Annotated in this window: 22 protein-coding genes, 1 tRNA gene and 1 pseudogene; 15 read left to right on the top strand and 9 right to left on the bottom strand. The window is 63.5% G+C overall.

The genetic code is table 11. The annotated features are described in order from the left end of the window. Positions 1-126 precede the first annotated feature (126 nt). From ACIGJE_RS19045 to ACIGJE_RS19025, 5 genes are all read left to right on the top strand, one after another. On the top strand, positions 127-1,050 hold the full coding sequence (locus tag ACIGJE_RS19045) for a carbohydrate ABC transporter permease (RefSeq protein WP_367622969.1): 924 nt from the start codon (positions 127-129) through the stop codon (positions 1,048-1,050). A 2-nt stretch (positions 1,051-1,052) separates the two neighbouring features. Then, the gene (locus ACIGJE_RS19040; protein ID WP_311934934.1) at positions 1,053-1,892 is read left to right on the top strand and encodes a carbohydrate ABC transporter permease; all 840 of its coding nucleotides are present in this window, start codon (positions 1,053-1,055) and stop codon (positions 1,890-1,892) included. 13 nt (positions 1,893-1,905) lie between these two features. Next, positions 1,906-2,973: an ABC transporter ATP-binding protein gene (locus ACIGJE_RS19035; RefSeq protein ID WP_311934932.1), complete on the top strand. Its 1,068-nt coding sequence runs from the start codon at positions 1,906-1,908 to the stop codon at positions 2,971-2,973. A gap of 137 nt (positions 2,974-3,110) precedes the next feature. After that, on the top strand, positions 3,111-4,340 hold the full coding sequence (locus tag ACIGJE_RS19030; RefSeq protein ID WP_311934930.1) for an MFS transporter: 1,230 nt from the start codon (positions 3,111-3,113) through the stop codon (positions 4,338-4,340). Between the two features lies 1 nt (position 4,341). Beyond that, positions 4,342-4,692 carry an ArsC family reductase gene (locus ACIGJE_RS19025; RefSeq protein WP_311934928.1) on the top strand — a complete coding sequence of 117 codons (351 nt, stop codon included), beginning with the start codon at positions 4,342-4,344 and terminating at the stop codon, positions 4,690-4,692. Positions 4,693-4,870: 178 nt separating this feature from the next. On the opposite strand, the gene ACIGJE_RS19020 is transcribed toward ACIGJE_RS19025, so the two are convergent. From ACIGJE_RS19020 to ACIGJE_RS18995, 6 genes and pseudogenes are all read right to left on the bottom strand, one after another. After that, positions 4,871-5,224 (bottom strand): DUF1428 domain-containing protein, encoded by a 354-nt coding sequence (locus ACIGJE_RS19020; protein ID WP_311934926.1) that lies wholly within the window; start codon positions 5,222-5,224, stop codon positions 4,871-4,873. 96 nt (positions 5,225-5,320) lie between these two features. Beyond that, complete coding sequence (locus ACIGJE_RS19015; protein ID WP_367622966.1) at positions 5,321-5,812, bottom strand: peptide deformylase; 492 nt, start codon at positions 5,810-5,812, stop codon at positions 5,321-5,323. A 31-nt stretch (positions 5,813-5,843) separates the two neighbouring features. Further along, positions 5,844-6,278 (bottom strand): Cu(I)-responsive transcriptional regulator, encoded by a 435-nt coding sequence (cueR, locus tag ACIGJE_RS19010; RefSeq protein ID WP_311934922.1) that lies wholly within the window; start codon positions 6,276-6,278, stop codon positions 5,844-5,846. Between the two features lie 84 nt (positions 6,279-6,362). Further along, positions 6,363-8,642, bottom strand: a pseudogene (locus ACIGJE_RS19005) (heavy metal translocating P-type ATPase); the annotation flags it as partial. 195 nt (positions 8,643-8,837) lie between these two features. Continuing rightward, positions 8,838-9,536, bottom strand: a complete 699-nt coding sequence (locus tag ACIGJE_RS19000) for an SOS response-associated peptidase (protein WP_483678423.1) — start codon at positions 9,534-9,536, stop codon at positions 8,838-8,840. Positions 9,537-9,567: 31 nt separating this feature from the next. Continuing rightward, positions 9,568-11,655 (bottom strand): ATP-dependent helicase, encoded by a 2,088-nt coding sequence (locus ACIGJE_RS18995; RefSeq protein WP_483678421.1) that lies wholly within the window; start codon positions 11,653-11,655, stop codon positions 9,568-9,570. A gap of 294 nt (positions 11,656-11,949) precedes the next feature. Between ACIGJE_RS18995 and ACIGJE_RS18990 the strand changes: the two genes are divergently transcribed. The 6 genes from ACIGJE_RS18990 to ACIGJE_RS18965 are packed head-to-tail and all read left to right on the top strand — an operon-like array spanning position 11,950 to position 18,196. Beyond that, the gene (locus ACIGJE_RS18990) at positions 11,950-12,630 is read left to right on the top strand and encodes a hypothetical protein (protein ID WP_483678420.1); all 681 of its coding nucleotides are present in this window, start codon (positions 11,950-11,952) and stop codon (positions 12,628-12,630) included. After that, complete coding sequence (locus ACIGJE_RS18985; protein WP_440726836.1) at positions 12,627-13,862, top strand: DUF4350 domain-containing protein; 1,236 nt, start codon at positions 12,627-12,629, stop codon at positions 13,860-13,862. The genes ACIGJE_RS18990 and ACIGJE_RS18985 overlap by 4 nt, the downstream gene beginning before the upstream one ends. After that, a complete protein-coding gene (locus ACIGJE_RS18980) occupies positions 13,831-14,787 on the top strand; it encodes an AAA family ATPase (protein WP_311934914.1) in 957 nt (318 codons plus the stop codon). The genes ACIGJE_RS18985 and ACIGJE_RS18980 overlap by 32 nt, the downstream gene beginning before the upstream one ends. Further along, positions 14,784-16,094: a DUF58 domain-containing protein gene (locus ACIGJE_RS18975; protein ID WP_415083955.1), complete on the top strand. Its 1,311-nt coding sequence runs from the start codon at positions 14,784-14,786 to the stop codon at positions 16,092-16,094. Before ACIGJE_RS18980 ends, ACIGJE_RS18975 begins: the two co-directional genes overlap by 4 nt. After that, complete coding sequence (locus tag ACIGJE_RS18970) at positions 16,091-17,242, top strand: stage II sporulation protein M (RefSeq protein ID WP_415083953.1); 1,152 nt, start codon at positions 16,091-16,093, stop codon at positions 17,240-17,242. The genes ACIGJE_RS18975 and ACIGJE_RS18970 overlap by 4 nt, the downstream gene beginning before the upstream one ends. Positions 17,243-17,269: 27 nt before the next feature. After that, positions 17,270-18,196, top strand: coding sequence for an RDD family protein (locus ACIGJE_RS18965; RefSeq protein ID WP_367622960.1), 927 nt, complete (start codon positions 17,270-17,272; stop codon positions 18,194-18,196). Between the two features lie 28 nt (positions 18,197-18,224). Here ACIGJE_RS18965 and ACIGJE_RS18960 read toward each other — a convergent pair whose 3' ends face one another. Further along, the gene (locus tag ACIGJE_RS18960) at positions 18,225-18,971 is read right to left on the bottom strand and encodes a hypothetical protein (protein WP_367622959.1); all 747 of its coding nucleotides are present in this window, start codon (positions 18,969-18,971) and stop codon (positions 18,225-18,227) included. 303 nt (positions 18,972-19,274) lie between these two features. Continuing rightward, positions 19,275-20,384 carry a hypothetical protein gene (locus ACIGJE_RS18955; protein ID WP_415087287.1) on the bottom strand — a complete coding sequence of 370 codons (1,110 nt, stop codon included), beginning with the start codon at positions 20,382-20,384 and terminating at the stop codon, positions 19,275-19,277. A gap of 271 nt (positions 20,385-20,655) precedes the next feature. Here ACIGJE_RS18955 and ACIGJE_RS18950 point away from each other — a divergent pair, with 271 nt between their 5' ends. Further along, positions 20,656-21,519 carry a hypothetical protein gene (locus tag ACIGJE_RS18950; RefSeq protein WP_415087286.1) on the top strand — a complete coding sequence of 288 codons (864 nt, stop codon included), beginning with the start codon at positions 20,656-20,658 and terminating at the stop codon, positions 21,517-21,519. Between the two features lie 20 nt (positions 21,520-21,539). Here ACIGJE_RS18950 and ACIGJE_RS18945 read toward each other — a convergent pair whose 3' ends face one another. Beyond that, on the bottom strand, positions 21,540-22,277 hold the full coding sequence (locus ACIGJE_RS18945; protein WP_415087285.1) for a hypothetical protein: 738 nt from the start codon (positions 22,275-22,277) through the stop codon (positions 21,540-21,542). 383 nt (positions 22,278-22,660) lie between these two features. Here ACIGJE_RS18945 and ACIGJE_RS18940 point away from each other — a divergent pair, with 383 nt between their 5' ends. From ACIGJE_RS18940 to ACIGJE_RS18930, 3 genes are all read left to right on the top strand, one after another. Beyond that, positions 22,661-22,963 (top strand): hypothetical protein, encoded by a 303-nt coding sequence (locus ACIGJE_RS18940; RefSeq protein ID WP_415087284.1) that lies wholly within the window; start codon positions 22,661-22,663, stop codon positions 22,961-22,963. A 244-nt stretch (positions 22,964-23,207) separates the two neighbouring features. Then, a tRNA-Gln gene (locus ACIGJE_RS18935) sits at positions 23,208-23,281 on the top strand. A gap of 695 nt (positions 23,282-23,976) precedes the next feature. Then, entirely contained in the window at positions 23,977-24,372 is a 396-nt protein-coding gene (locus ACIGJE_RS18930; RefSeq protein WP_367622955.1) for a DoxX family protein, read from the top strand. Positions 24,373-24,390: the final 18 nt, after the last annotated feature.

Raw genomic sequence — 24,390 nt, 5'->3', positions numbered from 1 at the left:
CGACCTCTTCAGGGGCGCCGCCACCCCTCATCCGCCTGCCGGCACCTTCTCCCGAAAAGGGAGAAGAGATGATCCGGCACGCCCGGCTACCTCTCCGTCCCCAGCCTGTTCTCGATCGGATAACGAATGGCTTTGGCAGAACTTTCCATCCCGACCAGGCGGCGCGGCCGAAGCGCCTGGCTGGCGTTCGAACCCTGGCTCTATGCCGCGCCTTCGGTCATCCTGATCGTGGCGATCATGCTGGTACCCCTGGCCATCGGCATGTCCTACGCCTTTCGCGATATCCAGCTCCTGAAGCCCTTCGGCGGCGGCTATGTCGGGCTCGAGCATTTCAGCACCATGTGGGGCGATGCCAATTTCTGGAATGCACTTTCCAATACCGTGCTGTGGACGGTGGTCTCGGTCGCCCTGCAGTTCATTCTCGGCCTGATCCTGGCCCTCCTGCTCAACCGGCCCTTCCCGGGACGCGGCGTGGTGCAGGCGCTGGTGTTCCTGCCCTGGGCCGTACCGAGCTTTCTCTCCGGCCTCAACTGGGCCTGGATGTTCAATCCCATCGTCGGTCCGGTGCCGCACTGGCTCTACGGCCTCGGCCTGATGGCGGCGCCCGACAACATTCTCTCCAGCCCGACCCATGCCATCTGGGGGCCGATCGTCGCCAATGTCTGGTGGGGCTTTCCGTTCTTCGCCATCACGCTGCTCGCTGCCCTGCAATCGATCCCGCAGGACATCTATGAGGCGGCCGAGATCGACGGTGCCGGGGCGCTCAAGCGCTTTACCTCGATCACGGTGCCGTTCCTGGCGCCGACGATCGCCATCACCGTGCTGCTGCGCGCGGTCTGGATCGCCAATTCCGCCGACCTCATCGTGGTGATGACTCGCGGAGGCCCGGCTGACTCGACCCAGATCATCGCCAGCTACATCTATACGCAGGCCTATATGCGCCTCGATTTCGGCTATGCCTCGGCGATCTCGATGGTGCTGCTGGTGCTGCTGCTGGCCTATGCCGCCACGCTGATCGCGTTGCGGCAGATGCTGATCCGGAGGGCCTGACCATGCGCCGTTCCACCCGTCGTTCGGCCTATTGGGTCATGCACTACGCCCTGATCGCCCTGTTCCTGGCCTTTGCCCTGTTCCCGCTCTACTGGGTGTTCAAGGTCTCGGTCACGCCCAATGATCTGCTCTATAGCGAAGGCGTGAAGTTGTGGCCGTCGCGCTTCGGCTTCGATCACTATGTCTCGGTGATCAGCCATACCGATTTCCCGCTGTTCTTCCGCAACAGCGTGATCATCTCGGGTTTTACCGCGCTGTTCACCACGCTGCTGGCGGCCGGCGCCGGCTACAGCTTCTCGCGCTTCGTCTATCGCGGCAAATTCTGGCTGGTCGGGTTGATGCTGATCACCCAGATGTTCCCGCTGGTGATGATCATCGCGCCGATCTTCAAGCTGTTCCAGCCGCTCGGGCTCAACAACAGCCTGACCGGCCTGATCATCATCTATACCGCCTATAACGTGCCGTTCGCCGCCTTCCTGATGCAGTCCTTCTTCGACGGCATTCCGAAGGACCTGGAGGAGGCGGCGATGATCGACGGCGCCACACGCTTCGGGGCGCTGCGCCAGATCATCCTGCCGCTGACCATGCCGGGCATCGCCGCCACCCTCGGTTTCGTCTTCACCGCAGCCTGGAGCGAGCTGCTCTTCGCGCTGATGCTCAACACCAAGGACAGCGTCATCACCTTTCCGGTGGGGCTGCTCAACTTCGTTTCGAAGTTCGCGGTGGATTTCGGGCAGATGATGGCGGCCGGCGTGCTCGCGCTCATCCCCGTCTGCATCTTCTTCTTCCTGATCCAGCGTTACCTGGTCCAGGGCCTCACGGCCGGCGCCGTGAAGGGCTGAAAGGATTATTCCGATGGCCAATATCGAAGTGAAAGCCGTCCGCAAAAATTACGGCGCGCTGCCCATCCTCAAGGGTATCGACCTCTCCATCGCGTCGGGCGAGTTCGTGGTGCTGGTCGGCCCCTCCGGCTGCGGCAAGTCGACTTTGCTGCGCCTCATAGCCGGGCTGGAGGACACCAGCCAGGGGCAGATCCTGATCGACGGCGCCACGGTGAACGACCTGCCGCCTAGGGATCGCGACATCGCCATGGTGTTCCAGTCCTACGCGCTCTATCCGCATATGAGCGTGCGGGACAATATGAGCTATGCGCTCAAGCTTCGGAAGAAAGCCGCCGATTTCATCTCGAGCGCGGTGACCAAGGCCGGTGCCAAGCTCGGCCTGGAGGCCCTGCAGGACCGCAAGCCACGGCAATTGTCGGGCGGGCAACGCCAGCGCGTCGCCATGGGCCGCGCCATCGTGCGCAATCCCAAGGCCTTCCTGTTCGACGAGCCCCTGTCCAATCTCGATGCCCGCCTGCGCGAGCAGATGCGGTTCGAGATCCGCAAGCTGCACCGGGATCTCGGGGCGACCTCGGTCTATGTCACCCACGATCAGATCGAGGCGATGACCATGGCCGATCGCATCGTCGCCATGAACGGGGGCGTGATCCAGCAGGTCGGCGCGCCGCTCGAACTCTATGACGATCCTGCCAATATGTTCGTGGCCGGCTTCATCGGCTCGCCCGCAATGAACTTTCTCGATGCTCAGGCACAGCCGGGCGAGGGCGGTACGACACTGCGAGTCGGCGATACCGTGCTTGCCGTCCTGGCGGGCCAGCGCCTGCCCGAGAAGGTCGTGGTCGGCATTCGTCCGGAGCGCGCGACACTCTCCTCGGAAGGCAATGTGCCGGCCCGCGTCGATCTGGTCGAGCCGACGGGGTTGGGCACCGTGGCCCATCTGGAAATCGGCGGACAGGGGCTGAAGCTGTTCACCACCGAGCGTCCTGCCTTGAAGGCAGGCGAGGTCGTGAAGCTGGCGATCGCTCCCGGCAATCTGCGCCTGTTCGATCCGGCAAGCGGGGAGCGCATCAGATTGGCCTGATGCACGGGGGTTTCGTCGGACAAGGGCTGGCCAAGGCGGCATCACCCATGACAAAAGAGGAGCTGAATTCCTTTCAGCTCCGCATGACGCCTTCCCCCCGCCGGGGTAGCTGCATGCCCTTTCTTTTGTGAGATTGGATGTCCCGCATTGCAACGACGGGCGAGGCCACGCATGAGCCCGTGGCCTCCGGCTGGATTACCCTGCTGATCGCAGCGGCCTGTGGTCTCATCGCCGCGAATATCTATTATGCTCAGCCGCTGGTCGGCCTGATCAGCGCTGAACTCGGCATGACGCCCGGCGCGGCCGGGCTGATCGTGACGATGACCCAGATCGGCTACGGCGCCGGCCTGCTGTTCCTGGTGCCGCTCGGCGATCTCATCGAAAATCGCAAGCTCATCCTCTGGGTGATGGGACTGGCCGTCATCGCTCTGGCGGGGGCCATGCTGGCCCGCAGCAGCCTGCAGTTCCTGGTCTCGGCCTTGCTGATCGGGCTCGGTTCCGTGGCCGTGCAGATTCTCGTGCCCTTTGCCGCGCATCTGGCACCGGAAGCGCGGCGGGGCAGGGTGGTCGGCAATGTGATGAGCGGGCTGATGGTCGGCATCATGCTGGCCCGCCCGGTATCGAGCCTGATCACCTATTTCAGCTCCTGGCACATGGTGTTCCTCGTCTCCATCCTTGCCATGCTGGTGTTGGGCGTGGTGCTGGCCCGCGCCCTGCCCAAGCGCCAGCCGCCGCCGGGCCCGACCTATGGCCGGCTGCTGCTCTCGATGGCGACCATGATGCGCACCATGCCGATCCTGCGCCGGCGGGCCCTCTATCAGGCCTGCATGTTCGGTGCCTTCAGCGTGTTCTGGACCTGTACCCCGTTGCTGCTGGCAAGCCCAGCCTTCGGCATGACGCAATCGGGCATTGCGCTGTTTGCACTTGCCGGGGCGGCAGGCGCGGTGGCGGCCCCGATCGCCGGACGTGTCGCCGACCGCGGCTGGGTCCGTCCGGCCTCGGCCTTCGCCATGACGCTCGGCGCCGTCAGCTTCCTGCTCACCCATCTCGCCGAGCCGGGATCCGGCCTGTCGCTCGGCCTTTTGGTGTTCGCCGCGATTGCGCTCGATTTCGGCGTCTCGGCCAATGTCGTGCTCGGCCAGCGTCTGCTCTACAATCTCGGGGCGGAATATCGCAGTCGCCTCAATGGTGTCTATATGGCGACCTTCTTCGCAGGCGGCGCCCTCGGCTCGGCCCTGGGCGGCTGGGTCTATGCCCATGGCGGCTGGACGGCGACGTCCTGGCTCGGTTTTGCCCTGCCGGTGCTTGCCCTGCTCTATTTCTCGACGGAAAAGAGGGCTTCAGTTAGCCCGGGAATCAGGACCTGACATGAGTGTGACGATCTACGGCATCAAGACCTGCGATACCATGAAGAAGGCGCGTACCTGGCTCGAGACCCATGGCAAGGCCTATGCCTTCCACGATTATCGGGCCGAGGGCATCGATCGCGCGCATCTCGATGCCTGGGCGGACAAGGTCGGCTGGGAAGTCCTGCTGAACAAGACCAGCACGACCTTCCGTGCCTTGCCCGAGGGCGACAAGCAGGGCATCGACCGGGCCAAGGCGATCGACCTCATGCTGGCCGAGCCGACCATGATCAAGCGGCCCGTCCTCGATCTCGGCAACGGCAAGCTGCTCGTCGGCTTCAAGCCCGACAACTACGCCGCAGCCCTGGCCTGAGTGCCAATGCAGTTGGCCTAGAGCATCGCGCCGAAAAGTGGACGCCGGTTTTCGGCAAAAACGATGCTGAAGGCGCTTTCGAATTTGCACGAGCTTTGTCGTTGCCGGGCTTGACCCGGCAATCCAGTCCCTTTGGCCGGCACCCGGATAGTCGGGTCATCAGCGCGATTTCGGCGCCCTACATCTCGATCAGGCTGGTGAAACCGCCAAAGATCATGCGTTTGCCGTCGAAGGGCGCGTTCGCCATGCTGCCCTCCAGCCGGGGATCGGCCATCACCTTGGCCATGACGGCGTCACGGTCCTCGCGCGAGCGATAGGTCACCCAGGAGAAGATGACGATCTCGTCCTCCTTTGCCTGGACAGCGCGCGGAAAGGACGTCACCTCGCCATAAGGCACATCGTCGGCGACGCATTCGACATAGCTGAGTGCGCCATGTTCCATCCAGACCTGGCCGCCGAGACGGGCCATTTCCTCATAGGCCTCGAGGTTTTGCTTGGGCACGGCGACAACGAAACCGTCGACATAGGTCATTTCAGCTTCCTCCTGCTTCGATCTCCCAAGGACGTTCGACATCCTGCCGAGCCGACAGCCCTGGCGAGATTTTGTTGTCGGCAGGGAGGGCCGGCGTCAGGATCGCTTTTGAAAACGCTTGATGACCCGCTCGCGTTTCAGGCGCGACAGACGCTGGATCCAGAAGATGCCGTCGAGTTGGTCGATTTCGTGTTGCAGGCAGACGGCGAGCAGGCCATCGGCTTCTTCCGTTTCCTCCACCCCTTCGAGGGTCTGGAAGACGACGCGTACCCGGGCGGGGCGTTCGACCGTTTCGGTCACACCAGGCATGGAGACGCTGCCTTCGACATGCTCCCGCTCGTCCTGCGATGACCAAACGAGGCGCGGATTGACATAGACCCGTACCCTGTTCTCGCTGGGCAATTCGAGCACCACAAGGCGCTTGGCGATGCCCAGATGCGGGGCGGTGATGCCGATGCCAGGCGCGGCTCGCATGGTGTCGAGCAGATCCTGGGCAAGAACTGCCAGATCGGCGTCGAAAGCGGTGACCGGGGCTGCGGGAAGGCGCAAGCGCGGATCGGGAAAGCGTAGAATCGGTTGGGCAGGCATCGTGGGAGGCTAGCTCATCTCGTCGGCATCATCACGCTTGGCGACGTTTCGGCTTGGGCTTGGGGGGCGCGGCCTCCTCGCCATGGGAGAGATCCTCCAGGATCGGGCAATTGGGCCTGTTGTCGCCGTGGCAATTGTTGACGAGGTGACGCAAGGTCTTGGCCATCCCCTCGATCTCGCGCGCCTTGCGTTCGAGTTCGGTGATATGGGCCGCAGCGATGCTCTTGACGTCGGCACTCGCCCGGCTGCGATCGCTCCACAAGGCGAGCAGGGTTTCCATCTGCTCGACGGAAAAGCCGAGATCGCGACTGCGCCGGATGAAGCGTAGCGTGTGGATGTCGCTGTCGGCATAGACGCGATACCCCGCTTCGGTGCGGGCCGCGCTCGGCATCAGTCCGATGGATTCGTAGTAGCGGATCATCTTGGCCGAAACGCCGGAGGCGGCGGATGCTTCACCGATATTCATGACGGTTCTTCCTGTTCGTCCTCACTGCGAAGAGCTCATCACGATTCTCGAATCGTGATGAGCTTTCTTCGATATTACCTTGAATCAATTAGACGAATTCAAGACCTGCGCGCCCATCGTCGACATGGTTGAAGCTGTGGGCTGGTAGCCCTTGAGCCTGAGGGCGTTGGTCACCACGAAGACACTGGAGAGCGCCATGGCGCCGGCGGCCAGCATCGGCGAGAGCAAGGTGCCGTTGACGGCATAGAGGGCGCCGGCGGCAATGGGGATCAGCGCAATGTTGTAGGCGAAGGCCCAGAACAGGTTCTGGCCGATATTGCGCATGGTCGCCCGCGACAGGCCGATGGCCCGGACGACGCCGTTGGGATCGCCCGCCATCAGCACCACGGCCGCGCTCTCTATGGCGACGTCCGTACCCGTGCCGATGGCGATACCGACATCGGCAGTGGCGAGGGCGGGCGCATCGTTGATGCCGTCGCCGACAAAGGCGATCTTGCCAACTCTTGCCGCAAGCCGCTGCACGATCTGGGCCTTGCCGTCGGGCAGGATTTCGGCCTCGACGGTCTCGATCCCGAGCCTTGCCGCAATCGCTTGCGCCGTCCGGCGGGTATCACCCGTCACCATGGCGACCTCGAGGCCGAGCGCCTTGAGGGCTGCGACGGCGGCCTTGGCGGTGGGCTTGATTGGATCGGCGACGGCGATGACGGCGGCGATCCTGCCGTCGACGGCAGCGAAAAGCGGGGTCTTGGCCTGTTCGCCGAGGACCTCCGCGCGGGCGGTGAGCGTTCCGGCATCGATGCCCTGCTCCACCATCCAGCGGGTCGAGCCGATCGCGACCTTCCGGCCATCGACGACGGCAGAAGCGCCGCGCCCCGGGATCGCCTCGAAAGCGGCGGCCGGGGGGATGTCGAGGCTGCGCTCGCGGGCGGCCTTGACGATGGCGGTAGCCAGCGGATGCTCCGAACGCGCCTCCACCGAGGCCAGCAAAGCGAGAACCTCATTTTCCGAAAAGCCGGGGGCGGTCTCGATGTCGGTGACCGCTGGCTCACCCTGGGTGAGGGTGCCTGTCTTGTCGAAGGCGACGATCTCGACGTCGCGCAGGCTCTGCAGGGCATCGCCACGCCGGAACAGCACGCCGAGTTCGGCCGCGCGGCCCGTCGCCACCATGATCGAGGTGGGGGTAGCCAGGCCCATGGCACAGGGGCAGGCGATGATCAGCACGGCAACCGCATTGACGAGAGCGAAGGTAAGGGCGGGGCTCGGGCCGAACAGCAGCCAGGCGATGAAGGTCAACGTCGCGATGGCGATGACGGCGGGCACGAACCAGGCCGTGACCTTGTCGACCAGCGCCTGAATCGGCAGCTTGGCGCCTTGGGCTGCCTCGACCATGCGGATGATCTGGGCGAGGAGGGTCTGCGAGCCCACCTTGGTCGCCCGAAAAGAGAAGCTGCCTGTTTTGTTGATGGTCCCGCCGATGACCTCGGCACCGACACCCTTGGTAACCGGTATCGCCTCGCCGGAGATCATCGACTCGTCCACGAAGGAGGAGCCTTCGACGATCTCACCGTCGACGGCGATCTTTTCGCCGGGGCGAACCCGGATGATGTCCCCCGGCCGGAGCTCGGCGATCGGTACTTCGGTCTCCGAGCCATCGCGCAGCCGCAGGGCCGTCTTGGCCTGCAGGCCAGCCAGTTTGCGGATCGCCTCGCTGGTCTCTCCCTTGGCGCGTGCCTCGAGATAGCGGCCGAGCAGGATCAGCGTGACGATCACGCCGGCGGCCTCAAAATAGACATAGGCCGTTCCCGCCGGCAGGGCCGCGGGCAGGAAGGTCGCAACCACCGAGAACAGCCAGGCGGCGCCGGCGCCGAGGGAGACCAGCGCGTTCATGTCCGGAGCCCCGCGCAGCAGGGCGGGAATGCCCTTGACGAAGAAGCGCAGTCCCGGGCCGAACAGGACGAGGCTGATCAGCACGAATTGGGCATACCAGTTCCAGCGGCCCAGATTCATCTGAACGGCATGGTGGAGAGCGGGTATCAAATGTCCGCCCATCTCGACCAGAAAGACCGGTATGGTCAGCAGGGCGGCAAGCGCGAGATCCCGGCGGAGCGTGGCGATCTCGGCCTTGCGGGCCGTGCGCTCGGGATCTTCCGCATGGTCTTCCTCGATGACATGGGCGCCATAACCCGCCTTGGCGATGGCGGCCAGCACGGGCGGCAAATTGACCGGCCCTTCGAAGGCGACCTGGGCCCGCTCGGTGGCGAGATTGACGGCGGCCTGCACGACGCCGGGCGTCGCGGCGATGGCCTTCTCCACGCGGCGAACGCAGGACGCGCAGGTCATGCCCTCGATGGCGATGTCGATAGTTGCGGGGCTCAAAGTTGGAGAACTCAAAGTTGGAGACATGGGGCAATCCCTTTCCAGGTCATTGCCTAGATAGGTAAACCTTCCAGTCATTGGAAGGTCAAGGGGGCTTTGGAGCGCGGACTTCCAGTCCGCTCTTCTCTTTCTGTCAGCGTGATATTTCAAAGAGCGGACTGGAAGTCCGCGCTCCCAGCCTCCTCACACCGCCGCCGCAACATCTTCCGTATTGTTCGCCGGGCTGTTCACGCGCGAGGAAATCGGCCAGATCTCCATCAGCTCCGGCGGAAAGGGCACCATCAGGTCGAAGGGATCGGGCTCGATATTGTCGAGCCAGCGCCGATGGTTCTGCGGGGCCAGGATCACCGGCATGCGGTCATGGATCGTTGCCATCAGCGCATTGGCCTGGCAGGTGACGACGGCGAAGCTGCGCGTGATCTCGCCAGATGCCTTGTCGATCCAGCTTTCCCAGATGCCGGCGACGGCGAAGGGACGGCGATCCTTCATGGCGATGGCGTAAGGCTGCTTGGCTCCTTTTACAGGCTTGCCATCCGGCTCGAGGATCTTCATCCATTCGAAGAAGAGGTCGATCGGGACGAGACAGCGCCGTGCTCTATAGGAATCGCGGAAGGAAGGCTTGGTCTGGATGCCCTCGCAACGGGCATTGATCGGCTTCGGCCAGTCGCTGGGATCCTTTACCCAGTTGGGTATGAGGCCCCATTGCAGGAGATCGTGGACATAGGCGGCAGACCGGGGCTTGCGCCGGATCACCCAGAAATATTGCGCTGGTGCGCCATTGAAATGGGATTCCCAGGCACGAGCGACCTCTTCCGGCGTAGCCCCTGGTTCCGTCTGAAGGCCCGGCAGGTCCGGGCTGCGCTGCATGATCCGTCCACACATGAGCGGACCATGGCACGCTCATGCTCCGGTCTCAACGCCACATGCCACGCATGCGATCACGCAGGTCGATCGAGCTGTGGATGCTGCTCTGGTGCCGGGCGCCGGAGGCTGCCACCCTCGGCCACATCACCTGCTGGAAACGATCGAGGATCGAGGATGGGATGAAGCGGGTGCGGTTGGCATAGACGTGCCGGTCGCCCTGGGAATGCTGGCCATGGGTGAAGAATCGCTGCGGCATCACGAGATGCAGGCTGTCGCGTGCCCGTGTCATCGCGACATAGAGCAGTCGGCGCTCTTCCTCCAGATCGTTCTTGGTGCCGGCGGCAAGATCCGCCGGCAGGCAACCGTCGACCGTATTGAGCACGAAGACGGCCTTCCATTCCTGTCCCTTGGCGGAATGGATGGTCGAGAGGATGAGGTAGTCTTCATCCCGCAGGGGCGCGCCGGCTTCGTCGCTGGTGGCGTTCGGCGGGTCGAGCGTCAGCTCGGTGAGGAAACGCTCGCGGGATTCGTAGCCCGCCGCAATCTGCTCGAGTTGAAGCAGATCGGCGCGGCGCGTCACCGCATCCTCATGCATGCGCTCGAGATGGGGCTCGTACCAGCGGCGAACGCGTTCGATCTCCCCGGGCCAGTCACCAGGTCCCTTGTGCAGGCTGGCGGCGAGGTCGACGAAATCCGGCCAGTCTGCACCGGCGCGAGGCGGTGCCGGCAGGGTGGCAATATCATCGACGCCGACGGCATCGAGGACATTGGCGGCGGAGGTGGGGCCGACGCCCGGCAGCAGTTGCAGAACACGGAAACCGGCAACGCGATCGCGCGGGTTCTGCGCCCAGCGCAGCAGGGCCAGCATGTCCTTGACGTGGGAGGCATCGAGGAATTTCAGCCCGCCGAACTTCACGAAGGGAATGTTGCGGCGGGTCAGTTCGACCTCGAGCGGGCCGGAGTGGTGGGAGGCGCGAAACAGCACGGCCTGCTGCTTGAGCGTCATGCCGCTTTCGCGGTTCTCCAGGATCTGGCCGGCAACGAAATCGGCCTGTCCGGCCTCGTCCCTCACGGTGACGAGCTGGGGGCGTTCGCTCGATTGCCGCTCCGTCCATAAATTCTTGGTGAAGCGCTCGCTGGCAAGGGCGATCACGGCATTGGCCGCCGCTAGGATGGGCTGGGTCGAACGGTAGTTGCGATCGAGCGTGATGATCTCCGCCGCCGGCGAGAACTGGGCCGGAAAGTCGAGGATGTTGCGCACGGTGGCGGCGCGGAAGGAATAGATCGACTGGGCGTCGTCGCCGACCACCGTTACGCCCTGGCCGCCCGGCTTGAGCGCCGTGAGGATCGAGGATTGCAGGCGGTTGGTGTCCTGGTACTCGTCGACCAGGACATGGTCGAAACGGGCCGAAATGTCGGCGGCGATCATCGGCTCTGCCACCATATGCGACCACCACAGCAGCAGGTCGTCATAGTCGAGAACATTGTTGGCGAGCTTGGCCTCGACATAGGCGGCGAAGAGGTTGCGGAGTTCCGCTGCCCAGGCCAGGCACCAGGGAAAGGCCTCCTTCAGCACGTTTTCGAGTTCGTCCTGCGCGTTGACCACCCGGGAATAGATGGCCAGGCACGTGCCCTTGTTCGGGAAGCGGTTCTCCGTCTTGGAGAAGCCGAGTTCGTGGCGCACCAGATTGATCAGGTCGGCCGAATCCTCCCGGTCGTGAATGGTGAAGGAGGGGTCGAGGCCGATCTGGTAGGCGTATTCGCGCAGGAGGCGGGCGCCGATCGCGTGGAAGGTGCCGGCCCAGGCCAGCCCTTCGCTCAGAGTCGCCCCCTTTGCCCCCATGACCTTGGCGGTGATCCGTTCGACCCGCCTGATCATCTCGGAAGCCGCCCGACGTGAGAAGGTCAGGAGAAGAATGCGCCTGGGATCGGCTCCTTCGGCGATGAGATGGGCGACCCGGTGGGCCAGCGTGTTGGTCTTGCCCGATCCGGCGCCGGCAATGATCAGCAGGGGGCCGGCCGGCTGGCCCGAACCATGAACGACCGCGCGGCGCTGGTTCTCGTTCAGCCCGGCCAGAAGATCGGCGGGCGATTGAGCTGACTCCTCGGGGACAAGAAGGGCTGCCTGCGCATTCATGCCTTGCTCTCGCGTGGTGAGAAACGAATCCGCCTACCGATTCGGCGGATGCGCTTTGTAAAAGGGTAGAAGGCACATATGAACAAAAATGGAACGGATTCGCGAATGATCCGTTCACCGGCAACGGCCTACCGCCGCGCTCCCGTTGGTGGATGAATTCGACGGGGGCGACGTGAATGTGTTCCCTGGGCGCTTGCTCCGGATCGGCCGTCACGCCATGTTCGCGGATATGAAGCAGGGCTGATTGGCGGTTTGGTGCGGGAACGGGGTCGAAAAAATCCGACGGGAAGGGCCATGCCGGCTGTTGCCGGCCTGACGGTTCTCCTCGCATTGGCACCGGCAATGCCGGTATTCGCTGCTTCCGATCCCCAGGCGGTGGCCCAGGACATCGCGCGCGATCTTGGCCTCCAACCCGACCTGCCCGGCAACAAGGGCGAGGTGGTGACACCCAAGACCGAGCCAAAGCAGGACGAGCGGGCGCCGCGTGTCTGGAATCCTTCATTGGGAACCTTGCTGAGCATCCTGCTCTATGCCGCCATCGCCGCTGGTGTCATTTTCGCGATCTGGACGATGCGGGATCGCTTGCCGGTGCTCGGGCGGCGCAAGCTGGTTGCCAGGGACGAGACCGAGGTCTCCGCCCAAGCCGCCTCGGTCGAACGTATGGTGGTGGCCCAGATCGAGGCCGACGACCTGGCGCGCCAGGGCCGCCTTGCCGAGGCGATGCATGCCTTGCTGCTGCGCAGCCTGATCGAGGTACGAAAAAGGCTCAATGTCAGCTTCGCGGATTCGCTGACCAGCCGCGAAATTCTGCGAGCCTTGTCGCTGCCCGATCGTGGCAAGCAGGCGCTGGCCGACATCATCGGTCGGGTCGAGCCCGTTTATTTCGGCGAAACCCCCGCCGAGGAGCGGGACTACACCGCTTGCCGGCAGAGCTACGAGGTCCTGACCGAAGCGATGCAGGCGAGGGCGGCATGAGCGAAAAAGCCACCTTCTCCGGCCCCGTCCTTGCCGTGCTGATCGCGGGGGCCACGGCCGTCTTCGCCCTGTCCATGTTGTTGATGCTGAACGGTCCATCCGAGGAACAGGGTTTCAGCACCACCACCAGGTCGGTCTCGGCGATCGGACATGCCGGGTTCTACGAACTGGCGCAACGCTTCGAGATCCCGGTCGCGCGCAGCCGCATCAACGGTACCGTCGCTCCCGGCGAAGGCGGCTTGCTGGTGATGGCCGAGCCGACGTCGAGCCTGTCGAAGGACGACATCATTCGCCTGGGACGCGAAAGCAATGTCCTGCTTGTGCTGCCCAAGCGCTGGGCGCTGGCCGACCGGAGCAAACCCGCCTGGATCCGGTCCGCCACCCCGATGGACATTCCCTGGGTCACGAGCATTGCGCGGCTGGTCGAGCCCAAGCTCGAGGTCACCAGGGGAGATCCGCCCAAGAGCTGGGACCGCAACGATCTCAATGTGAACCCATCGTTCGACGACGGTGCCCAGCTCATCAAGAGCGAGGAACTGACCCCGATCATCGGCAACCGCCAAGGCATGCTCATCGGCGAGAAACTCGACGGCGAGCGCCGCGTCTGGGTGCTCGCCGATCCCGATCTCGTCGAGAACCACGGCCTGATCAAGGGCAGGAACGCCGAGTTCGCCCTTGCGCTTCTGAACGCCATGCGGGATGCCGAACTCGGGGACGGCAAGGTGGTGTTCGACGAAACCATCCACGGCATGGTCAACAATGTCGACAGCCCCTTCAAGAAGCTGTTCCAGTTCCCCTATGTCATCGTGCTCCTGCTCGTGCTCGCCGCGACGGCACTGCTGGCCTGGGCCACCACGAGCCGTTTCGGCAAGCCGCGCCTGGCGCCGCCAGCCTTCGATCTCGGCAAGGAGCGCCTGATCACCAACACGGCCACCTTGCTCGATCGGGCTGGTCACCAGGCCTTCGTCATGCGCCGCTATGTGCGCGCGACCTTGCGCGACGTCGGCCGGCTTTTTCACGCACCCCGCCAGCTCGATGACGAGAAACTGGCGGAGTGGCTCGACAAAATCGGCGAGTCGCGGGGGCTTGAGACCAGAGCTTCCGTCGTTCTCGCCCGCGCGGAGGAGGGGCAGGGCACGTCCCTGACCGGCCTGTTCCAGGCCACGCGCGATATTCATGATTGGAAGGAAGAGATCTCCGATGGAACTGCAGCGCGTCGCCCATATCGCTGACGGCATCCGCAAGGAAGTCGGCAAGGCCATCGTCGGCCAGGACGAGGTCATCGAGCTGATGCTCACCGGCCTGCTTTGCGGCGGACATATCCTGCTCGAAGGCGTGCCCGGCACCGGCAAGACTCTGCTGGCCCAGGCCTTCGCCTCGACCCTTTCGCTCAAATTCGGCCGCGTGCAGTTCACCCCTGACATGATGCCGGGTGACGTGATCGGCACCAACCTCTTCAATTTCCAGACCAACGCCTTCGTTCTGACCGAGGGGCCGATCTTCACCGACCTCCTGCTGGCGGACGAAATCAACCGCACCCCGCCCAAGACGCAGGCGGCCTTGCTGCAGGCGATGAACGAAAGGGCGGTCACCATCGACGGCAAGACTTATGCCCTCGGTGCCGATTTCATGGTGGTGGCGACCCAGAACCCGATCGAGCAGCAGGGGACCTATCCCTTGCCCGAGGCCCAGCTCGACCGTTTCCTCTTCAAGATCGATGTCACCTATCCCAGCCGTGACGAGGAGAGGGCCATCGTCACCCAGCACGGGCACCGCTCGGCCATGCCCAAGCTCTCCGATTTCGGCATCCAGACCCAGGCCGATCCGGCTGTCCTCGCCGATCTCAGAGCCACCAGCGAACAGATCGTGCTGACGCCGCAGATCATCGACTATGTCGTCGACGTCGTGCGCGCCACCCGCCAGCATCCGGCGATCGAGACGGGCGGATCGACCCGCGCCGCCAATGCGCTCGCGGCCTCCGTGCGGGCCCTGGCCGCGCTGAACGGGCGCGATTTCGTCATTCCGGACGATGTGAAGCGGCTGGCGCGGCCGATCCTGCGCCACCGCATCGTGCTCGCGCCCAATGCCGAGATCGATGGCCTCACCCCCGACCGTATCGTCAACGAAATCCTGGACCAGACGGCTGCACCCCGATGATCCGGCCGACCCCGCGTGCCGTCCTGCTGTTCAGCCTCGGCATTCCCGTCGCCTTGTTGATGGTGGTGTGGAACCCGGCCCTGTGGCCGTTTTCCTTCGACCTCAGCCTGCTGGCCCTGGTGGTGATCGCCGTCGACGCGCTGCTGATCCCGCCGCGCCATAGCCTGGTGGTCGACCTCACAGCCCCGAAGCGGCTGCCGGTCGGCAATGAGGGGACGATCGAGGTGACCCTGAGCAGCACCAGGTCGGCACGCCCGGTGAGGATCGAGGCGGTGGTCGATCTCGACGGCCCGCTGGAGACGCCGCCGATGGTCGTAGGCCATTTCGGCGGTGCGCCGGAGAGACTCGGCATTCCGTTCACCGCCTTGCGGCGCGGGGTGGTGACGCTCGAGGCCCTGTGGCTGCGCTGGCGAGGGCCGCTGGGGCTGGTGGAATGGCGCCTCAGGGAGGGGCTGGATCGCAGGATCGAGATCCTGCCTGCCGCCCGCATGTCCTTCGGTCCGGCCATCCAGGCGCTGAGCAAGAGCGCCATCTACGGCACCAAGACCCAGAACCAGAAGGGGGAGGGCACCGAATTCGACACGCTGCGCGAACATGTGCCCGGCCTCGATTCCCGCATGATCGACTGGAAGCAGTCGGCCCGCCATCGCAAGCTCCTGTCGAAGGAGTTCCGCATCGAGCGCAACCACCAGATCGTGCTGGCCTACGACACCGGTCATCTCATGCTCGAGCCGATCGACGGCCTGGCGCGGCTCGACCACGCCATCGAGGCGGGGCTGATGCTGGGCTGGACCGGATTGAGGGCCGGCGACCTCGTCGGCAGTTTCGGCTTCGACGCCACCATCCGCCATTATCTCGAACCGGGCCGGGGCAGCACCTATTATGCCCGGCTGCAGCGTTCCGCCGCCCAGCTTGCCTATCACACCGAGGAGACTAACTTCACCCTCGGCCTGGCCGAACTGAATGCGCGGCTCAAGCGCCGCGCGCTGGTGGTGCTGTTCACCGAGTTCGTCGATAGCGTGATGGCGGAACTGTTGATCGAGAGCCTGAAGCGCATGGCCAACCGCCATGCCGTCATCTTCGTCACGTTGCAGGATCCGCTGACCACGCGGCTGGTCAATGCCGAGCCGCAGGATTTCACCATCGTGGCCGAGGCCGTGGTGGCCCATGATTTCGCACGCGAACGGGCGATCGTGATGGAGCGCATCGCCCGCCTCGGCGTGCATTGCGTCGACGTTCCGGTCGGCGGGCTCAGTGTCGCCCTGCTCAACCGCTATCTCCAAATCAAGCAGGAGGGCCTGCTATGACGACCGTGGATATGGGCGTGCCTGTGGCCGGTCCTGCCGGACCAGCGCCGACGATCATCGGCGTGCCCAGCGAGCCTCGGGCTCACGTCGTGCTGCGCTCGGCCGAGTTTCGGCGGGGGCGCGAGGAAAGCTGGCGGGAACTCGAAGACCTGGTCACGCGCGTCGAAAAGCGCGGCATCAACGGAGTCTCCGCTGACGAACTGCAGAAGATGCCGCTTCTCTATCGCTCGGCGCTGTCTTCGCTGTCGGTCGCCCGCAGCATCGCGCTCGACCGTAATCTGCTGCGCTATCTCGAAGCCCTGACGCTGCGGGCCTATCTGGTCGTCTACGGGCCGCGCACCAGCCTGCTGGCGGGGCTGGGCCATTTCTTCCGCTACGGCTTCCCCGACGCCGTGCGCAGGGCAGGCTGGCATATATTGATCGCTTTCGCGGCGATGGCGCTCGGCATCGCCGCCGGGTTCGTGCTGGTGAACAGCGAGGCCGAATGGTTCAATGCCATCGTTCCAGACGGCCTGGCGGGAGGGCGGGGGCCGAGCGCCAGCGCCGAATATCTGCGCAGCGTCCTGTTCGCGCCCTGGGACGGCTTCAAGGAAGGCTTCATCGTCTTCGCCAATTACCTGTTTCAGAACAACAGCATGGTCGCCATCCTCTCCTTCGGGGTCGGTTTCATGGCGGGCGTGCCGACACTGCTGCTGCTGGTCTATAACGGGCTGATCGTCGGCGCCTTCCTGGCCATCCACTATCAGCGCGGCCTTCTGATCGATTGCATCGGCTGGCTCTCCATTCACGGCGTGACGGAACTCGGTGCCTTCATCCTGTGCGGTGCCGCAGGCCTCGTCGTGGCCGAGAAGATCATTTTCCCTGGCCGCTATTCGCGCCTCGAAGCGCTTTCCATTCATGGCAAGCAGGCCGCCATCCTCGCCTGTGGTGCGGTTGCAATGCTGTTCATCGCGGGCTTCATCGAGGGAGGCCTGCGCCAGCTCATCAACGTCACCTCCTGGCGTTTTGCCTTCGCCGCGGTCACCGCGGTGCTGTGGGGCGTCTATTTCCTCTATTGCGGCAAAGCGTCTTTCGATTTGACGGGCTCACCAAGAATCGCAAAGGCGCGTCGACAAAAACCGTTCGAGCAAGGAGGCGTTCAGCCATGAACGCGTTTTGCTTCAAGGGGGCACAGCATGGCCTCGCCGCGTGACCGTGTTTCCCAACTGCTGGAGGGGCGGCAGCGCCGCACCCGCGAGATCGTCACGCCGGAAGGCGTCGCCATCCATGTCGAGGTCGCCGACCGTGGCGAAAGGCTGGGCGCCTTCCTGATCGACCTGGTCATCTGGTTCGGCGCCACCATCCTGATCTGGATCGCCCTGGCGACGACCTTCCTGCGCGGCGGCAGCGATGTCGCGGTGACGGTGATCTCCTTCCTCTCCTTCCTGCTGCGCAACCTCTATTTCATCCATTTCGAGTTGGCCTGGCAGGGCTCGACGCCGGGCAAGCGCGCCACGGGACTGAAGGTGATCGATCGCCGGGGGGGCGTCCTGACCCCGACGGCCGTCGTTGCCCGCAACCTGACCCGAGAAGTCGAGTTCTTCCTGCCGCTGCAGCTCTTCTTCATGTGGATCGGCGCCTCCAACAGCGGAGAATCCTGGCAGGCGCTCTCGATGCTGGCGTGGGTGGTGCTGCTCGCCGCCTTGCCCTTCTTCAACCGGGATCATCTGCGGGCGGGCGACCTGATCGGCGGCACGCTGGTGATCGCCTTGCCGAAGCGCGCCCTTGCCCTCGACCTCACGCAGGGAGCGGCCAAGGTTGCGGCCCGCTACAGCTTCACCTCGGCGCAGCTGCAGGCTTATGGCGCCTATGAGTTGCAGGTGCTGGAGGAGATTCTGCGCCGGCCCGGCGGAACCGAGACCTGGCGCATCCATCGCGAGATCGCCGAGAAGATCATTCGGCGCATTGGCTGGCAGGGCACTTTCGAGCCCAATGCGGCGACGGACTTCCTGCAGGCCTTCTACGCGGCGGAGAGGGCGGAACTCGAGCGCGGCCAGCTTTTCGGCCGCTATCGCGACGACAAGAACTCGGGCACCCGCAAGGCCGGCGAGCCGGCCAGGTGAGGGCCGGCTCGCCTTGCGAGCGAAGGGCTCAATCGAAGACGTCGGCGAGCCTGTCGATGTCGATGCCTTCCTTGATCGAGCGCAGGCGGTAATAGACCAGGGCGGAGAGCACGCAACTCAGCGCCGTCAGATACACCTGGAACAGATTGGCCAGCAGCGAGCCGAACAGGGGCCCACCCACACTGCCAACAACATATTCGATGATCGACGACGTGACGATGCTGGCGATGAAGACGATCAGGACGAGTCCCAGAATCCGCCAGCGATAGCCCGAAGTGAGTTCGCCGCTGCGTGACATGCTGTCGAACACGCCCCGCTGCTCGACGACGCAAACTGCAACCGCCGAGTAGAGAATGCAAAGGAGCCACAGGCCCGGCGCCAGGAACAGAGCCGAGCCGATCAAGACGAGAAGCCCGGTCAGGATTGACACGCCGAGAAGGGGCAGGAAGCGAGCAAAGCCTTTGGACAGGGCATCGCCGACTGCGAAACTCTGCCCACGCAACTCGCTGAAAGCACCATAGATCATGCCGCCCTGGATGGCGAAAAGCAGGATGATATAGAGCAGGACGAGGAAAACCCCCGCGCCGAAATTCGAGGGCAACTCTCCAGGAGCCGAGGCACCGACCACCAGGGTCGAGAAGATCAAAGGGATGATCGGGATCAGGCCTAGCGCCAGAAATCGCGGCAGGGCGCGGTGGAGAACGGCAAAGCTTTCGCTGATCAAGGCGCCGATGTTGAAATCACCGGAACCAGTGACTTGACTGTAGTTGGTCATGAGAGCGCGTCCTGTTAACCAAGGGTGTTCCCCCGGCTGGGCCGGGGCAGTAGCGTTCGATATTTATGGAAGTACCCATCGACGACGATTTCCTTTGCGAACCGCCAAGTACACGACAAGAAAGCTCATTCAGGAAAGCGTACGGAAACCTAAGCCACGCGAACTGGGAGTGCAATTGTTGCTTCTGTTCTTGCGAAAGAGGCGTGGGGATGATGTCCGTCATGCGCAGGGAAAGAGCGCGAGGTCCGGACAACGCCGCAGGGCGCGCCGCTGAAGCTGAGGAACATTCGAAGGAGGGCGGCCTCAGCGGCTGGAAGGGCGCCAGGTCTCTGGCGGGTATTGGCGCGGGCGCCGCGCCTCCTCGTTCGGGTCCGGTGGCTGCTGTCCGAAGAGCACGTCCGGATCGGGTTCCGTGACCCCCCAGGGGTTGCCGTCGGCCGGCATATAGCCGCTCTTGGCACCCCAGCCCTTGTCCTGTTCGAACCAGCGGGTGAAATTCGGCAGGCCGTCATATTCGTATTTGCGCTCATAGGCCTCGCAGGCTTCAGGCTTGGGGCCCAGATTGAGGCACATGAGGGGCGAGCGTTCATAATAGGAGCAGCTCGGATAGAGGCTGTGGGCGACCAGTTCGCCCTCATAAGTCCCGTCATAGCGAATCGTCAGCTTCAGTTCCGTCCAGATCGGCGGGAAGTTCATGGCCTTTTGCAGGATCTTGCCGGCGACGAAGCCGATGGGCGCAGGCGCCACGCCCGCGGCGAGTTCGGCGCTCTGGGTGCGGGCGCCGACGGTCTGGCGGAACACCACGCCCTCGTCGATATATTGCGGTTCCGCGAGCTTGATCGGATAGGGATAGGAGGGAAAGCCGAGAAAGGATGGCGAGCGATAGAGGCCGGTATCCTTCTCGTAGGCGACGCGATGGAGCAGCCTGATCGCCTTGGAGGAGGTATCGGTGCTCTCGATGGTGGCTTCGAGAAAATTGGCGAAACGATAGCCGCTGCTGCCGAGAATGAGCTTGCGATCGACGAGCTCCCCAGGGCTGCCGGCATCGTGTTCCGGCAGGCCGGAGCGTGGGTCGATCCAGCTCATGGTGGCAATCGAATAAGTGAAGCTGTTTATCTTGAGAACGAGTTGGCCGTCATCGGGGGGAATCATGATGATGCCGGGATTGGCGCCGCTGCTGAACCGCCAGTTCCAGCCCTTCGGACTTGGCACGACGCAGCCGACACGATGGCGCAGATACCAGTTCACCTCGCGTGTGTTGAGTGTGTCGAAATTGTAGCTGATCAGATATTGCACGTTGATGCCGTGCGCCCTGGCGACGGAAAGCCAGTCGTCGCCATCCTTCACCCGGTAGGGACGGCCGCGGGGAATGGCGGCCAGCTTGGTGGGCTTTGTTTCAAGCGGTGTAGCCATGACTGTCTCCCGTAACGGCAGCATGCCTGCGAGGCGGAATGATCGCGGCTCGTGGCGAGCTGCCCGCAACCAGCCTGCGATGCCAGCCTGGTGGGATAGTATGGGCAGGCAGAGCGGTCCGGTCATCCCGAGTTCGGAGGAGGCGGCCCCGTCTTTTTCGTGCTCCAATCAAGGCGGTGGAGCGCCAGAGCGGGCGCTCCGATCGACGCCGTACATCCGGTCAATGCCGCCTTCTTCAGCCCAAGGCGACGATGGCGCGAGAGTCCTTCAAATGACGAGTTTTCTCGACTTCAACAAAGATCCCGCCAACGACATCGACAATAAACCCCAGCAATATCATAATTTTGGCAGCAAGGGCGTGCGGGTGCAGGTCTATTGGGCTGCCGATATCTGGCGGGACGTATCGCTGTGGAACAACAGCTGGGCATTGCTCAAGGGAGCCGACGAGATTCTTCGCAAATATACGCTGGCGCTCGACATGCTGCCGCTGCAAACCGAACCGGCAGCACTGGCTCCAGCCAAGGACAAGGCCTCCCGCAAATTCGACAGGTCCGTAGGCAAGCAGGTCGCACGGCAAAAGAAAGCCAAGGGAGAGGTCGCCAAGAAGCAGACCGAGGCTGCCGCCAAGGCGATCGAGGAGCAGGGCCCCGCGGCACGCGGCCTCCTGGGTTTCAGCGGCTCGGTCCATGTGCCCATGGAGGGCGAGGCTCCCATCGACGGCCTCACTGCCCTCAGGAAAAGCCTCGGCACGATTCCGGATGAAACGCGGCTGGTCGTGGTGTTCGCCCACATCGATGGCGGGCCGAACGGCTACACGGTCCTGCGCCAGGAGTGGCTGCCCTGGGTCATCGCCGATCCCAAACTGATGCAGGACAATCCCAAGACCTTGCTGATCCATGAAATGGGACACGCCTGCCGCCTCAACCATCAGCAATCGGATGCCGGTTCGGCGACGGCCAAGAACATCATGTATCCTCTGGACTTCAAGGGACTGACCCATCTGTGGGGCTGGCAGGTGGACACCATCTACGATTCCTATTGGTGCAATGGCCGCAAGCCCACGAACTGGTGGGACAGGATCAGCAACGCCAAGCTGCCACCAGATCATCCGTTCCTCTGGGAAGAGCCCTCCTGAAAGACGGCAACGGGCAGCCTTCAGGTCTTGCCGCTGGCCCATTCCGGCAAGGGCTGCGGGGCTGCCGGCATGCCGCGAATCTCGCGCAACCGTTCGAAGGCGGCCGTCGCCATCACGGCCGAGAACATGCTGAAAAGCATCATACCTGCTTCCTGGCCAAGCACCTGCATCACGGTTACGGGCGCATAGGCGAAATCGCCGGTGACAGCCCCGAACCCGACTGTCGGCAGCAGCGCCAGCAGGAAGAGACCGAGAATGGACCAGCGATAACCCTGGGTGAGCTGTCCGCTGCGCTCCAGGCTCTCGACCATGTCCGTGCGCTCGATCATGCAGGCCGGCAGAGCGAGATAGAGCAGCGCGATTGCCATCAAGCCGGGCACCACCAGCGCGGCGAGGCCGAGCAGGACGAGAATGCCGCTGAGAAAGGCCGTGCCCAGCAGGGTGGGAAGCCTCTGCCAGGTTTGCCGCATCGACAGAAGCAGGCCGAAATCGGAGCCCTGCAGCAGGCGATGCGTGCCTGCGATGGTGGCGCCCTGGGCGAAGACCAGGAGAATCACGGCAATAGGCAAGGCTACCAGGTCGGCGAGCGTCGGCGTTTGGGAGACCTCGCCGTTCACCAGCAAGGCGAGCAGAGTCGGCAGGCTCGGCAGGCTGTTGAGCAGGACGATCGGGAGGAGGCCCCGCCACAAACCTGTCGCTGCATTCGCAAGAAGAAGGAACAGGCGCAGGGGCGGTCGTGAGGAGGCAGGTCTGCTCATGGGCACCTCGATCGAGACTGGCCACGCCGATCACTCTGTTATGACGCGTGTAGGCGGCAAGAGGAAGGGCCTGCGTGGCAGAGCTTTAACGCCCGAGCCGCGCTTTGGTCCCCGAAGCGCCGGGCGTGCCTTGTGGAGATATGCGGGACAACAACCGATCCGGGAGAAGGGGCTGGCATTCTGCCTGGTCTTGGCTCGGTCAGCGTCGTGACGAGCAGTTTGGATTGCGCTTTTTCGATCGCGTCAGGCAGTAGTTCACTCAGATTTTCGGGATGATCGCCAAGAATCTTGCTTGGTCAAAAGCCAGAAGAAGGGAACGTTTGCGCTAAAAATAAGTTCGGACCATCGAGCCTATTCGAGATCGATTCAGAAAGGAGGGCTCGATGACCCGCTCGATACTGATGGGTCTTGTGGCGGCGGCGAGCATTACGGGCACGTCGGTGGCGCTTCCGCTCATACCGCCTCCGGCCAACGATGGTTTCAGCGTCATCCAGGTCCGGTATCACGGTGGATGTCCGCCCGGCTACAAGGTGACCAGCCATGGTGGCTGTAAGCTCAGCCATTATCTGCGTCGCCATCCCGGCCAGAACCCGAACAACTACTATTACGAAGAGCGACCCAGCTTCGGGTTCGGTTTTGGCTATCGCAGCTACCATCACCGTCGCTATTACGACGACGGCTATTAAGCCATTTTCCAATTGGCACGGGCGCCCTTTGACGCCCCTTTTTCCGAACCAGCCCCCGGATCTCCGGTGCCGTTGCCCCTGGATGTTGCAAACAGAAGCTCCGGCCACAGAAAAACGACAAGCCCTCTTGCAATGCGGCAGCGACTTCAATATGAAGCCCGGACGGAACGGGGCCACCCACCGCAAAACACTCGGCGGAATTGCAAAACATTGCCGCTAAGTGTTTGATCGAAAGGCCCTTTGTTCGGGGATAGTTCAACGGTAGAACAGCGGACTCTGACTCCGTTAATCTTGGTTCGAATCCAGGTCCCCGAGCCACTTTCTCCAGGAAATCGCCGAAGATACGGAGCCGGGTCGGCTGGCCATTGGTCTTTCTGTTCCCAAAGACGGCGCAGTGTCGCCATTCGGAATCGGTGATTGGCAAGGCGCTCGTTGAAAGAATCAATCTCTGACGGGCAACCGGGACCCGGGCACAGAGATGAGCTTCCGACATGACGTGTGATCGAGAGACACCGCCCGCAAGGGCCGGTAGTATCGTCTTCCAGCCGGTCGGGCCGTTAGCTCGGCGAACGTATTGTTGAGCCGGTCAATCTCCGGAAAGGATATGACTGGAGGCGCGCTGGGAAAGCCATGTTGCGCCCTCACTGCCATCCAACGTCGCGTTTCCGCCCGCTGTCTGTCCTGCCGGCGCCAAGCATCCAGCATGGTGAGATCCGCCGGGGGCATGCGGTGCGCCGTGATGGTAGTAACGCACCTGCGACGGCGCCGTTGCCAGAATGAAACTGTCCTTCCGGCGCGCTGCGGAAAGTGTTCCACCATTGCGGCAAGTGGAGCCCACCGCAGGCGGCAAGAGGGGCGAGGCGTTTCGCAGGTTACAGATCGCGCTCTCGTGCAATTTTAACAGTTGCCAATACGGTGAAGCAGGCGGATTATTCAATGTTGGCCTCGTGGACGTCTGCAAGCACTTTCATCGTGCGTGAGCCGCGTCAAAGGCGTTGTTGGCGAGTACATGAATGGAGTCCGAGTCTTCTCCCCAGTCCCGTACCAAGCTTCTGGTTACCTGGGGTTTGCGTATTCTTGTGGCATTGATTTTCCTCGCGCCCGCATTGCTCACCCTGTGGGGGCATCGGATCATGGTTCGCCAGTTCGACGCGCTCGGCTTTGCGCCCTGGATGCGCATCGCCTTGTCGTCGACGCAGGTACTCGCGGCACTGCTGGTGCTCGTGCCCGTGGCAAGCCTGGCGGCGGCCGTGCTTTTGCTCTTGATCGATGCGGGCACGCTGATTGCGCAATTTCTGCTGGTTCGCGGCGGCTATGTGCATCTGGCGCTGTTCGCGCTGCCGCTGCTTGCTTTGATCAGCCTGCAGAGTGGGCGTTTCGACAGGAAGTTGGCTGAACTGGAGAAGTAGCGGCATCGGTGACAATGC

This window comes from Labrys sp. E2SS-1L, assembly GCF_057073705.1.
Note: the sequence above shows the minus strand (reverse complement) of the source record. Positions and strands in the feature narration are given on the sequence as shown.

What these genes read in the sequence shown, in the direction of transcription:
- ACIGJE_RS19045 (WP_367622969.1), top strand. Translation starts at nt 127, where the DNA reads ATGGCTTTGGCAGAACTTTCCATCCCGACCAGGCGGCGCGGCCGAAGC.
- ACIGJE_RS18965 (WP_367622960.1), top strand. Translation starts at nt 17,270, where the DNA reads ATGGCCTCGCCGCGTGACCGTGTTTCCCAACTGCTGGAGGGGCGGCAG.
- ACIGJE_RS19000 (WP_483678423.1), bottom strand. Translation starts at nt 9,536, where the DNA reads ATGTGTGGACGGATCATGCAGCGCAGCCCGGACCTGCCGGGCCTTCAG.
- ACIGJE_RS18940 (WP_415087284.1), top strand. Translation starts at nt 22,661, where the DNA reads ATGACCCGCTCGATACTGATGGGTCTTGTGGCGGCGGCGAGCATTACG.
- ACIGJE_RS19015 (WP_367622966.1), bottom strand. Translation starts at nt 5,812, where the DNA reads ATGCCTGCCCAACCGATTCTACGCTTTCCCGATCCGCGCTTGCGCCTT.
- ACIGJE_RS19040 (WP_311934934.1), top strand. Translation starts at nt 1,053, where the DNA reads ATGCGCCGTTCCACCCGTCGTTCGGCCTATTGGGTCATGCACTACGCC.
- ACIGJE_RS18995 (WP_483678421.1), bottom strand. Translation starts at nt 11,655, where the DNA reads ATGAATGCGCAGGCAGCCCTTCTTGTCCCCGAGGAGTCAGCTCAATCG.
- ACIGJE_RS19020 (WP_311934926.1), bottom strand. Translation starts at nt 5,224, where the DNA reads ATGACCTATGTCGACGGTTTCGTTGTCGCCGTGCCCAAGCAAAACCTC.
- ACIGJE_RS19030 (WP_311934930.1), top strand. Translation starts at nt 3,111, where the DNA reads ATGTCCCGCATTGCAACGACGGGCGAGGCCACGCATGAGCCCGTGGCC.
- ACIGJE_RS18990 (WP_483678420.1), top strand. Translation starts at nt 11,950, where the DNA reads ATGCCGGCTGTTGCCGGCCTGACGGTTCTCCTCGCATTGGCACCGGCA.
- ACIGJE_RS18950 (WP_415087286.1), top strand. Translation starts at nt 20,656, where the DNA reads ATGACGAGTTTTCTCGACTTCAACAAAGATCCCGCCAACGACATCGAC.
- ACIGJE_RS18980 (WP_311934914.1), top strand. Translation starts at nt 13,831, where the DNA reads ATGGAACTGCAGCGCGTCGCCCATATCGCTGACGGCATCCGCAAGGAA.
- ACIGJE_RS18975 (WP_415083955.1), top strand. Translation starts at nt 14,784, where the DNA reads ATGATCCGGCCGACCCCGCGTGCCGTCCTGCTGTTCAGCCTCGGCATT.
- cueR (WP_311934922.1), bottom strand. Translation starts at nt 6,278, where the DNA reads ATGAATATCGGTGAAGCATCCGCCGCCTCCGGCGTTTCGGCCAAGATG.
- ACIGJE_RS19025 (WP_311934928.1), top strand. Translation starts at nt 4,342, where the DNA reads ATGAGTGTGACGATCTACGGCATCAAGACCTGCGATACCATGAAGAAG.
- ACIGJE_RS19035 (WP_311934932.1), top strand. Translation starts at nt 1,906, where the DNA reads ATGGCCAATATCGAAGTGAAAGCCGTCCGCAAAAATTACGGCGCGCTG.
- ACIGJE_RS18960 (WP_367622959.1), bottom strand. Translation starts at nt 18,971, where the DNA reads ATGACCAACTACAGTCAAGTCACTGGTTCCGGTGATTTCAACATCGGC.
- ACIGJE_RS18985 (WP_440726836.1), top strand. Translation starts at nt 12,627, where the DNA reads ATGAGCGAAAAAGCCACCTTCTCCGGCCCCGTCCTTGCCGTGCTGATC.
- ACIGJE_RS18945 (WP_415087285.1), bottom strand. Translation starts at nt 22,277, where the DNA reads ATGAGCAGACCTGCCTCCTCACGACCGCCCCTGCGCCTGTTCCTTCTT.
- ACIGJE_RS18970 (WP_415083953.1), top strand. Translation starts at nt 16,091, where the DNA reads ATGACGACCGTGGATATGGGCGTGCCTGTGGCCGGTCCTGCCGGACCA.
- ACIGJE_RS18930 (WP_367622955.1), top strand. Translation starts at nt 23,977, where the DNA reads ATGGAGTCCGAGTCTTCTCCCCAGTCCCGTACCAAGCTTCTGGTTACC.
- ACIGJE_RS18955 (WP_415087287.1), bottom strand. Translation starts at nt 20,384, where the DNA reads ATGGCTACACCGCTTGAAACAAAGCCCACCAAGCTGGCCGCCATTCCC.